10 protein-coding genes are annotated in these 10,511 nt (G+C 60.3%); 7 read left to right on the forward strand and 3 right to left on the reverse strand.

Features of this window, described 5'->3' with window-relative positions; genetic code table 11:
- Window positions 1–224 precede the first annotated feature (224 nt).
- On the reverse strand, window positions 225–1,100 hold the full coding sequence (locus VK725_RS08835) for a LysR substrate-binding domain-containing protein (protein ID WP_325317694.1): 876 nt from the start codon (window positions 1,098–1,100) through the stop codon (window positions 225–227).
- Between the two features lie 147 nt (window positions 1,101–1,247).
- On the opposite strand from VK725_RS08835, the gene VK725_RS08840 reads away from it, so the two are divergent.
- Window positions 1,248–1,868 carry a DUF4865 family protein gene (locus tag VK725_RS08840; protein ID WP_325317695.1) on the forward strand — a complete coding sequence of 207 codons (621 nt, stop codon included), beginning with the start codon at window positions 1,248–1,250 and terminating at the stop codon, window positions 1,866–1,868.
- Window positions 1,849–2,229 carry a tautomerase family protein gene (locus VK725_RS08845; RefSeq protein ID WP_325317696.1) on the forward strand — a complete coding sequence of 127 codons (381 nt, stop codon included), beginning with the start codon at window positions 1,849–1,851 and terminating at the stop codon, window positions 2,227–2,229. The genes VK725_RS08840 and VK725_RS08845 overlap by 20 nt, the downstream gene beginning before the upstream one ends.
- 33 nt (window positions 2,230–2,262) lie before the next feature.
- Here the strand turns inward: VK725_RS08845 and hemB are convergent, their stop codons facing one another.
- Window positions 2,263–3,261, reverse strand: coding sequence for a porphobilinogen synthase (hemB, locus tag VK725_RS08850; protein ID WP_325317697.1), 999 nt, complete (start codon window positions 3,259–3,261; stop codon window positions 2,263–2,265).
- A 214-nt stretch (window positions 3,262–3,475) separates the two neighbouring features.
- Here hemB and VK725_RS08855 point away from each other — a divergent pair, with 214 nt between their 5' ends.
- The 5 genes from VK725_RS08855 (at window position 3,476) to VK725_RS08875 (ending at window position 7,955) form a co-directional block, all read left to right on the forward strand.
- On the forward strand, window positions 3,476–5,011 hold the full coding sequence (locus VK725_RS08855; RefSeq protein ID WP_325317698.1) for a S53 family peptidase: 1,536 nt from the start codon (window positions 3,476–3,478) through the stop codon (window positions 5,009–5,011).
- Window positions 5,012–5,147: 136 nt separating this feature from the next.
- Window positions 5,148–6,164: a glucokinase gene (gene glk / locus VK725_RS08860; RefSeq protein ID WP_325317699.1), complete on the forward strand. Its 1,017-nt coding sequence runs from the start codon at window positions 5,148–5,150 to the stop codon at window positions 6,162–6,164.
- Window positions 6,165–6,270: 106 nt separating this feature from the next.
- Window positions 6,271–6,954, forward strand: coding sequence for an HAD family hydrolase (locus tag VK725_RS08865; RefSeq protein WP_325317700.1), 684 nt, complete (start codon window positions 6,271–6,273; stop codon window positions 6,952–6,954).
- Window positions 6,955–7,063: 109 nt separating this feature from the next.
- The gene (locus VK725_RS08870; RefSeq protein WP_325317701.1) at window positions 7,064–7,570 is read left to right on the forward strand and encodes a hypothetical protein; all 507 of its coding nucleotides are present in this window, start codon (window positions 7,064–7,066) and stop codon (window positions 7,568–7,570) included.
- Window positions 7,571–7,646: 76 nt separating this feature from the next.
- The gene (locus VK725_RS08875) at window positions 7,647–7,955 is read left to right on the forward strand and encodes a hypothetical protein (protein WP_325317702.1); all 309 of its coding nucleotides are present in this window, start codon (window positions 7,647–7,649) and stop codon (window positions 7,953–7,955) included.
- A 21-nt stretch (window positions 7,956–7,976) separates the two neighbouring features.
- Here the strand turns inward: VK725_RS08875 and VK725_RS08880 are convergent.
- A partial coding sequence (locus tag VK725_RS08880) for a DEAD/DEAH box helicase (RefSeq protein ID WP_325317703.1) occupies window positions 7,977–10,511 on the reverse strand: 2,535 nt, incomplete at its 5' end.

Consider the following 10,511-nt stretch of genomic DNA (forward strand, 5'->3'; position numbering starts at 1 on the left):
GTCACTGGCAAGCGTTGGCCGCAGATTTATCAGATTGAACTGACGCTGCCGCAAGTGAGCAAGTGAGCGTTTGAACTTTCGCGCTCGCCGCTCGCGGCGGAATCACTTGACACCCCTAAACGCCTGACACTCCTCACCGTCATTCCGGCGCAGGCCGGAATGACGGTGAGGTTTTGCTGTATGTGGGCACTAAATGGAAGAGTCCAACCGCTCGGGAAAAAGCCTCAGCTTCGCAAACTCTGCCGGATCAACTCCGCAAGTTTCTCCACCGCTGGCGAGACATCCGCTTCGCTGCGATAAAGCGCCAGACCCAGCTTAGGCAGCGCGGGAAGGTTGGCTTGTTGTGAATCCAATGCCCGTACATCTGCGGGCAAACCAAACGGCGTACGCACGCTGATACCGAGTCCGGCTTTCACCGCCGCCCATGTTCCAGCAAGACTTGCACTGGTGAAAGCAATGCGCCACGGCACGCCCGCGCGATCGAGCGCATTCGTCGCCGCGGAACGCATCAGACAAGGCGCATCGAGAACAACAAGCGACACGGGTTCGCTCGCCTCTGGCGTTGCTTCAATCGACGCGTCGGTGGCAGCGATCCAGCACATCGGCAACGTGAAGACATGCTCCATGTTCGGCGCGCTCGTTTCCGTCTCCCACGCCAACGCAAGATCAAGCCGACCCGACTGCAACGATTGCAGCAGTACGTTGTTGCGCGCGATATGCACTTCCACGCGCAACTTCGGATGCGCACGCTTGAAGCGGCCGAGCACCTCCGGCAGCACGTTTTCGCCGAAGTCTTCCTGCATGCCCAACCGCACGCGTCCTTCCAACTGCACGCCGCGCACCGCTGTAGCGGCTTCGTCGTTGAGTTCGAGCAAGCGTCGTGCGTAACCAAGCAGCGTCTCGCCCGCTTCGGTCAGCACCATGCCGCGCCCGGATTTGCGCAGCAGCGGCGTGCCGGCCTGATCTTCCAGCTTTTTCAGTTGCGCGCTAACCGCTGAGGTCGAGCGCGCGAGGCGATCGGCCGCCTTGGCAAAACTGCCCAGCTCGATGCCGGTGACGAAGCTGCGCATGACGTCGAGATCGAAGGTAACGCGTTGCATGGAATCATCCCGTTTTTCAGGATCATTAATCCAATAAATCCTGATTTTCAATACTATGCTGACTCGCTAAGGTAGGTCTCGTCAAGCCAAAGAAACCTCCCAAGACGGCCCTCGCCCAGTGCCGGCGCCTTCAGGAACAACTAACTCATGATCACCATGCAATACCGCATCGCGCTGCCGGCCGATTACGACATGGCCATCATCCGCCAGCGCATCGCAGACAAAGGTCATCTGCTGGATGATTTTCCGAATCTGGCGTTCAAGGCTTATCTCTACGCGGACCGCACGGCACCTTACGCGGAAGGGCGCGAAAATCTGTACGCGCCGTTTTATCTGTGGCACAACACCGAAGGCATGAACGCTTTTCTCGGCAGCGCTGGTTTTTCGGGTGTTGTGGCCTCGTTTGGCCGTCCATCGGTGCGTATGTGGTCGGTGTGGCACGCCGATGTCGCGCCCGATCTTTCGAGCGCCGAGCGCGCCACGCGTGAAATCGTATCTATCGCGGCACACACTTCGCTGGACATGTTGCGCGAGACAGAAAGTGATAGCGCGCAAGACGATCTGGATCGCGGCGCCGTTGCGGCCATCAGCGCCTTCGATCCAACAGGTTGGACGCTGCTTCGCTTCCGCCTATGGCGCGAATCCATCCAACGGCCGATCGGCGACGATATGGACGTCTACGAGATCGGCCACATCTCCCAGCCCGCGGCAAACGCGGAGCAAGCAACCCACCTCAAGGAGCAAATGTATGCCTCTCGTTCGCATTGATCTACGCCGCGGCAAGTCATCCGCGTATCTCACCGCGGTGCGCAACGGCATTTATGCCGCCATGGAAGAGTCCTTCAGCGTGCCGAAGAACGATCGCTTCATGCTGGTGCATCAGCACGATGCCGAGGAATTCGACTACGACCCGAACTACCTCGACATTTCGCGAAGCGACGATCTGGTGATCATACAAATCGCCTGCAACAACACGCGCACCGTGGATCAGAAAAAGGCGTTTTACAAAGCCATTGTCGACAAACTTGTAGCCGATCCCGGCTTGCGGCCCGAGGATGTTTTGATCAACCTGCTGGAAACAACCAAGGAAAACTGGTCGTTCGGCCACGGGATTATGACGTACGCGTAGCTCGCGGACGCGTGCTGCGCAAGCGGCTTGGAATCAGTTTTCCTCGCCTCTCAGCCAACGCGCGGCGTCGATCGCGAAATACGTCAAGATGGCGTCGGCACCGGCACGCTTGAACGCGGTGAGCGATTCGAGCACGACAGCGCGCTCGTCCAGCCAGCCGTTTTGCGCGGCGGCTTTCAGCATCGCGTATTCGCCACTGACCTGATACACGAATGTCGGCATGCCAAAGGCATCTTTCACGCGACGCAAGACGTCCAGATACGGCATGCCCGGCTTCACCATCACGACGTCGGCGCCTTCGGCGATATCGAGTTCCACTTCGCGCAATGCTTCATCGCTGTTGCCGACGTCCATCTGATACGTGTGCTTGTTGCCCTTGCCGAGATTCGCGGAAGAACCCACGGCGTCGCGGAACGGGCCGTAAAATGCGGAGGCGTATTTCGCCGAATAGGCGAGAATGCGCGTGTGAATGTGTCCCGCTTTTTCGAGCGCGTCGCGGATGGCGCCGATGCGTCCATCCATCATGTCCGATGGCGCGACGAAATCCATACCCGCTTCCGCTTGCGCTAGCGACATGTTGATGAGCGCTTCGACTGTCGGCTCGTTCATCACATAGCCGTGCTCGTCGATCAGGCCGTCCTGTCCGTGTGTGGTATACGGATCGAGCGCCACGTCGCCGATCAAACCGAGGTCGGGATATTTCGCCTTCAGTGCACGCGTCGCACGTTGCATCAAACCCTGCGGATTCCACGCTTCGGCGGCATCTTCGCTTTTCACGGATGCATTGGGCGAAGGAAACAGCGCGAGTGCAGGAATACCCAGACGCACGCATTCGCCCGCCAGATCAAGCAGGCCGTCGATGGATAGACGATCCACGCCCGGCATCGATGGCACCGGCTCGCGCTTGCCTTCACCCTCGATCACGAAAGCCACCATGATGAGGTCGCTGGGCAGCAGCGTGTTTTCGCGCATCAGGACACGGGAGAAAGCATCGCGGCGCATACGGCGCATGCGGACGGCGGGAAAGTTCATACGTCAATCTCTGGAAACGCGTAAGTCCGCCTAGTTTAGCGCTGTGAACTGCCGCACGTTTGGACACAACGCCGCGTTCGGGCGGCTCAGGTCCTGAGATGCCACCGGGGAACAATCCTCACCGCAGCTAAACGGCGCACCGCGCGTACGCAAGATCGACACATAGTGTGTGTCATGGTCGGGCGGTGCATGTCCCCCACCCAGGAGTTGAGCTATGAGTCATCCTGCGCGCACGCCGCACTGGACCACCCCCGATGGCATGAAATACCTCGGACCGCACGACAGTACCGAGCCGATGGATGTCACGCTTGTAATGCGACGTCGTCAAGGAGGCACACCGCCATTCGCTGCATGGCCGCATCCGCCTCGTTGGCCACGCGGCGAATTTGGCGAGCATTACGGCGCCGCGCCGGCCGATCTGGAAAGTCTTCGCCGTTTCGCGCGGGAACACGGCCTGTCGGAAATCAGCAACGACCCGCATCGTCGCGTCTTGAATGTGCGTGGTACGCCCGCCGCGCTGGAAAAGGCATTCGGAGTGACGCTGGGCAAGTATCAATTCAACGGCATCGGTCCGTTCGTCGGCTGCGCCCACGCGCCCGCGTTGCCAACCGAGGCCATTGCCGTGCTGGGTCTGGATCGTCGGCCCGTTGCAAAACCGCAATTCCGCAGACCAAGTGCGCAACCGAACAACACGTACACGCCGCTTCAAATCGGTCAGTTGTACAACTTCCCCGCCAATACCGATGGCACCGGTCAGGCGATCGGCATCATCGAATTGGGCGGCGGTTACAGCACCAGCGATCTGAGTACGTACTTCAGTGGCCTTGGTATTACCAAGCCGCCGCAGGTGACGTCCGTTTCGGTTGCCGGCGGTCAGAACACCCCGGGTGGCGACGCCGATGCCGAAGTGATGCTGGATATCGAAATGGCCGGCGCGTTGGCGCCCGGCGCGCATATCGTCGTTTATTTCACGGCGAATACGGATCAGGGTTTTTACGAAGCGATATCGCAAGCAGCACACGACACGACCAACAAACCGTCGGTCATCTCCATCAGCTGGGGCGGTCCGGAAGACAGCTGGACCAGTTCATCGCGTGCTGCGATGGAAACGGCGATAGAGGATGCTGCGGCACTCGGTGTAACGGTCACCGTAGCGGCCGGCGACAACGGTTCCAGCGACGGTGAAACCGATGGCGGAGCGCATGTCGATTTTCCTGCATCCAGCCCGTATTCGCTGGCATGCGGCGGCACCACGCTGAGCAGCAGCGGCCAGACCATCAAAAGCGAAGTGGTGTGGAACGAAGCGGCGAGCAATGAAGGTGCGACGGGCGGCGGCGTGAGCATCGAGTTCGATCTGCCGACCTGGCAGGCCAATTCCAACGTGCCCAAATCGCCCAGCGGCAACGCCGGACGCGGTGTTCCGGATGTCTCGGGCAATGCCGACCCGATGACCGGCTATGAGGTGCTGGTCGATGGGCAATCGCAGGTGATCGGCGGCACCAGTGCGGTCGCTCCACTGTGGGCGGCGTTGATCGCGCGCCTCAACCAGAGCCTGGGCGCGCCGGTGGGCGATGTGCATGCGGCGCTCTATCAGATCGGCGAATCGGCCTTCCGCGACATCACACAGGGCAACAATGGCAGCTATCAGGCCGGCCCTGGCTGGGATGCCTGCACGGGATTGGGCAGTCCCAACGGACAGGCCTTGCTGACTGCGCTCGCCTCGCTGAAGAACACCGCGTCACCTTCTTAAATTCTCGACAGTTTCGTGCCCTCTTTCCTGTTGGAAGAGGGCCGCGACCCGGCCGTTTCCGGCTCGGGCGCCGTCAAATGCTGGACGAATCGGGCCGCAACGGGCAGTCTTGTCAGGCTCGCTGTTTGGATTACCCATGGATCGCTCCGCCTCACACCCGACCCTGCTTGCTGACCTTGGCGGCACCAACGTCCGCTTCGCGCTCGCCGATACGACATCCGCCACACCGCTGATGATGGACAGCGTCCGCCGCTACCGCGTGAAGGATTTCGACACGCTGGCCGACACCATTCGTCAGTACTTCACCGACACCGGCCACACCGCATCGCACGCGATCATTGCGGCGGCCGGGCGCATCGCCCATGGCGAAACGGTGCAGATCACCAACAATCCGTGGAATGTTTCCGCGCACGCTTTGCAAGTGGAACTGGGGCTCGAAGGCGCTCGGCTGGTGAATGACTTCGCCGCACAGGGCATGTCGATACCCTTGCTGTGCAAGGATCAGCTGCAACCGGTCGGACCCGATTTGTTGCCCGAGCACGATCAGAAGTCGTCGCAGACATTCGTCGTGATGGGTCCGGGCACCGGACTGGGTGTCGCCGGTTTGTTGCTGCGCTACGGTCACTGGATCGTGCTGGAAACCGAAGGCGGTCACGCCGGTTTCGCCGCACACACAGCCGAAGATGTGGAAATTTTGCATCGGCTCAACGCGCGCTTCGGCCGCGTGTCGAATGAACGCATGATCTGCGGCAATGGTTTGGTGAATCTTTATCTCGCCCTGGCCGACATGGCCGGCCAACGCGCCGAGGAATACACGCCCGAAGACATCACGGCACGCGCGACCGATGCGAGCGATCCGCTTTGCGTGCGCACGGTCGAGACGCTCGCCGGTATTTTCGGCAGCGTCGCGGGCGATCTCGTGCTCAGCCTTGGTGGCTGGGATGGCGTCTATCTCACCGGCGGCGTACTGAAGATTCTGATGCCGTGGCTGCAAAACGGTGGTTTTCGCGAACGTTTCGAAGCCAAGGGACGCTTCCGCGATACGATGGAACGCGTACCGACTATTGCCATCACGCATCCCGAACCGGGATTGCTCGGTGCTGCAGCGTTGGCCGTGCTGGATACGGGCAGAGCGTTACCCTCGCAGCATTGAGCGATATCTGAAGGCCGCTCAGTGCCGCGGTCTCGACGTGGAAGGTTATATTCCACGTTACGGTTGACCTTGCCGTCGCGTAGTAATCCAAAGACGGGACTATCCCATGCCACGCTCAAGCACCGCTTTTCTCTTCGATCTCGATGGCACATTGATCGATAGCGTTTACCAGCACGTGCTGGCGTGGAAGGAATCGCTGGATCGCGAAGGCGTGGTGCTGCCGGTGTGGAGCATCCACCGCAAAATCGGCATGAGCGGCGGCCTTTTCACCAACATCCTGTTGCGCGAGACTGGGCTGGACATCACGGAAGAACGCATCCAGCGACTGCAGAAATGGCACGCGGAAGCCTTCAATCGCCATCACACGCAAGGTTCCGTGCGACCGCTGCCCGGCGCGCGCGAGTTGCTGGATTTCCTGACGCAGGAAGACATTCCGTGGGCCATCGCAACCAGCGGCCGCATGGTAACGGCGGCACACAATCTGGCTGCGTTGGGTGTGGATCCCAACAAGGTGCCGGTGGTGACACGCGACATGGTTCGTCACGCCAAACCCGATCCGGATTTGTTCCTCGCCGCGGCGGAACGCCTGGGCGTCGACATTCATCAATCGCTGGTGATCGGCGACAGCATCTGGGACATGCTCGCCGCACAGCGTGCGCGAGCATTGGGCGTGGGTCTTCTTTCCGGCGGTTATGGACAGGATGAACTGCAACGCGCGGGTGCCTTTCGCGTATATGACGATCCGGCAGATCTTCTGCGGCATATCGACGAAATCGCGGCGCGCGATTGATCGTCACTGTGCCGGCGTAAAACACCTTTGCTAGCATGGTGAGTGCCGGATGCGTGCGTCCGGCACTAGGACGCTCGTTGTTCCAGATCCATCAAACAGGGGAAATTGCATGCGTTATGTCGCACTGGCACTGCTTTGTGTCGCTGGTTTGTCGGCCTGCGGAGCACATCCGTTCAAGCCACAGGAATACCCGCTGGACAAGACTCTGATTTCCGCGTTTTCCACGAGCGGCCCCGTAACGGTCAATAACAATCAGCCGGCGACGGAACCCGTTACCGTTTCGTCTTATTCGGGCATCTCGCTGACATCGAGCCTGAGCGACATCACCGATGTCATGGTGAAGCAGACGCGTGAAGAGATTACCAAGCACGGCAATATGGGCAGTGCGACGCCGAAGACGCTTTCGCTGAAGGTGAACTCGCTGCGGAGCAACTACATCGCGTTCTTCTACAAGAGCACCATCGTCTTTGAAGTCACGCTCGGCAACGGTCAAGTGATCGAAGAGACGGTACATCACGCTAGCGGCGCGCTGGCGCAGGACCTGGATGGCTGCATCGCCGAAGGCGTCATGACGATGATGAACGATCCGCGCGTACGCAGTTATCTGGCGAGCTGATGCTGCCGCGAACATCCCTGCGATCGGGGATGTTCGCGCTATCGCTCGTTAGGGAGTGAACCTGCGAGGGAGTCCCATGGAACATCCAGTGATTTTTGTCGTCGTATTCATAATTACCAGCATCCTGATGCTGAGTTTCACCTTCAAAGTGTTCAAAGTGCAGTTCACGGTGGTGGACGTTTCGCTCGCCGCCGTCTGCGCAGGCTTGACGATGTGGATTCCGGTTGTCGGACCCTGTGCGTCCATCGTGGTGATGGCGGCGATACTCAACTACCGCACGGGCGCGCAGTTGATGCCGGACATCGTGATCGCCGTCGCGGTATCGCGCTTGTTCGTGATTCCCCCGATGCTTTTTATCAATCTGGTGCTTGATCCGCCGAAGTAATCGCCTAGAGACCGACTTTAATCAGCCTGGAGCAAGAAGCGCATCCAGATCGGACTGATCGAAGCTGAGCTTTTCGCGTGTGCCGCCGCCTTCCAGAACGGCTTCGGCAAGTTCCGCTTTGCGCGCTTTCAGTTCTTCGATGCGCTCCTCAACCGTGCCCGACGTAATCAGACGGAATACAAATACCGGCTTGTCCTGTCCGATGCGATGCGCGCGATCGCTCGCTTGCGCTTCGGCCGCAGGATTCCACCACGGGTCGTAATGAATCACGGTGTCGGCCGCGGTGAGGTTGAGACCCACACCGCCCGCTTTCAGTGACAGCAGGAACAGCGGCACATCGCCTTCCTGGAATCGTTGTACAGGTTCGGCGCGATCGCGCGTTTCACCCGTGAGCATGACGTAACGGATGCGGTGACGTTCAAGCTCATTGGCAATCAACTTGAGCATTTCCGTGAACTGCGAGAACAACAATACCTTGCGGCCTTCGGCAAGCAGCGCAGGCAGCATGTCCATCAGCAATTCGAACTTGGCGGAATCGCGTACACCGCGCGCGGCCTCCAGCTTGACCAGTCGCGGGTCGCAGCACACCTGGCGCAACTTGAGCAACGCATCGAGCACCACGATGCCGCTGTGTGCAATACCGCGTTGCGCGATCACCTCGCGCAATTCATCGGCGAGCGACAGGCGGAGGCTTTCATAAAGCTCACGCTGGCGTCCGTCCAGCACAACGCGACGCGTGATCTCCGTTTTGGACGGCAGCTCGGAAGCGACCTGCGATTTGGTACGGCGGAGAATGAACGGAGCAAGACGGCGATTCAGTCGCTGCTGACATTCTTCATCGCGCTGCTTTTCAATCGGCACACGATAGTGACGGCGGAATGCGCCTTCATCGCCAAGCAGACCCGGTACAGCAAGATCGACCTGCGACCACAACTCGCCGAGATGGTTTTCCAGCGGCGTGCCGGTGAGGCAGATGCAACGCGGTGCGCGCAGCGTTAGCACCGCGCGGCGCGCCTGTGTGCGCGGATTTTTCACCTGCTGCGCTTCGTCCAGCACGATCAGCGAGAACGGTTGCTTGCGCAGCGTGACGACATCGCGCGGCAGCAGTGCGTAGCTCGTGAGGATGATGTCCTGTGCCGCAATTTGCGAAAAATCGCCGCTGCGTTGCGGCCCATGTAGCGCCAAAGTGCGCAACGATGGCGCGAAGCGGGCAATCTCAGCCAACCAGTTCGGAATCAGGCTTGTCGGCACCACGATCAGCGCAGGCTGTTGCAGCCCTCCGCTTTGCTTCAGCGCCAGTAGATGTGTGATCAACTGCAGCGTTTTGCCAAGACCCATGTCGTCGGCGAGGACACCGCCAACACCCGCTTCGGCGAGCGCGTTCAACCAGCGCAGACCTTCGCGTTGATAAGGGCGCAGTTCCACGGTTAGACCATCGGGTATCGCATCGCTGGCGCGTTCGGCCGCGTCGCGCAAACGTGCGGTGAAACCACGTAACTGTTCGGGCGCCTGCAATTCGCCGCCGCTTGGCAGCGCCTCGACGATTTCTTCGAGGCGCCCCGCCTGCACGCGCGGCAGATGCAGTTTCTTCTTCGGCTTTTCCAGGTACTCGGCGAGTGGCGCAAGCAAACCGCGTAACTCTTTCAACCGTACCGGCACGCGGCGACGCTCATCCACCGGCGCATACCACACCGCATCTTCCGGCTCATTCGGTGCGGGACTCAGATTAAGTTGGTGCTCGGCGAGCGCTTGCGCGACAGCGGGTAACAGGTTGCGTCGTTTGCCTTCGACCTCGATGCCGATTTCCAGGTCGAATGCGTGATCGTCTGCATCTTCGACGGCGTTGCCGTACCAGCGCACGGGGCCTTCCAATACTTCGAAGGGAAAGCTCGGCGCGTACTCCAGTACAAAACCTTCGCCCTCCAGTTTCGGGCGCAGTGCCAGCCAGCGCGCAGGCGTGTTCACTTCGAGCGCACCGGCATGACCTTTACCTGGGAACAGCCATGCATCTTCCGGCAGCGTATCGGCAACATCCCACGGCAAACCTTCGGTATCGACACCCAAGGTGAGACCAACGCGCTCAAGCTGCTCCATCGCAGACAGCTCTTCCGCACGACGGCGTGTGATTTCCACCAGCTGGCCGTTGCGGATGCGTCGCACCAGCGGTTCGCCGCCGCGGCCAGGCAGACGCTCACCCGCGTAATCGAAGGCCAAGCGTGCGTAAGCGAGCGGCGGCGTGCCCGCAGCCAGACGCGCGTGACGCGTCAACGCGTGCAGGATCAGCACGGGTTTGGGTGCAAGCTCGGCGCGATGCAGTTCGTCGAACACCTGTGGCAGCGGAATGCGATGTGCCAATCGGCTGGATGGCAGGTTTCGGCGCAGGCTGCGGCCGTATTCGTGTTTCAGCGCAGGCAAATCGAGCCAGTGCGTTTCTTCCGGATCGGCTTCGAGATGTCCCAGCTCGGCACGCTCGGCGTCCAGATACCAAAGCCCGTCGATGCGAAGCAGGCGCTGGCTGTGCGGCAGCGCAGGCAGCAATTTCTGGCTGCCGTCGTT

The organism is Dyella sp. (genome assembly GCF_035486915.1).
Lineage (GTDB): Bacteria > Pseudomonadota > Gammaproteobacteria > Xanthomonadales > Rhodanobacteraceae > Dyella_B.

Coding starts and splice junctions, on each gene's coding strand:
- glk (WP_325317699.1), top strand. CDS start 5,148: ATGGATCGCTCCGCCTCACACCCGACCCTGCTTGCTGACCTTGGCGGC.
- VK725_RS08875 (WP_325317702.1), top strand. CDS start 7,647: ATGGAACATCCAGTGATTTTTGTCGTCGTATTCATAATTACCAGCATC.
- VK725_RS08855 (WP_325317698.1), top strand. CDS start 3,476: ATGAGTCATCCTGCGCGCACGCCGCACTGGACCACCCCCGATGGCATG.
- VK725_RS08840 (WP_325317695.1), top strand. CDS start 1,248: ATGATCACCATGCAATACCGCATCGCGCTGCCGGCCGATTACGACATG.
- hemB (WP_325317697.1), bottom strand. CDS start 3,261: ATGAACTTTCCCGCCGTCCGCATGCGCCGTATGCGCCGCGATGCTTTC.
- VK725_RS08870 (WP_325317701.1), top strand. CDS start 7,064: ATGCGTTATGTCGCACTGGCACTGCTTTGTGTCGCTGGTTTGTCGGCC.
- VK725_RS08865 (WP_325317700.1), top strand. CDS start 6,271: ATGCCACGCTCAAGCACCGCTTTTCTCTTCGATCTCGATGGCACATTG.
- VK725_RS08835 (WP_325317694.1), bottom strand. CDS start 1,100: ATGCAACGCGTTACCTTCGATCTCGACGTCATGCGCAGCTTCGTCACC.
- VK725_RS08845 (WP_325317696.1), top strand. CDS start 1,849: ATGCCTCTCGTTCGCATTGATCTACGCCGCGGCAAGTCATCCGCGTAT.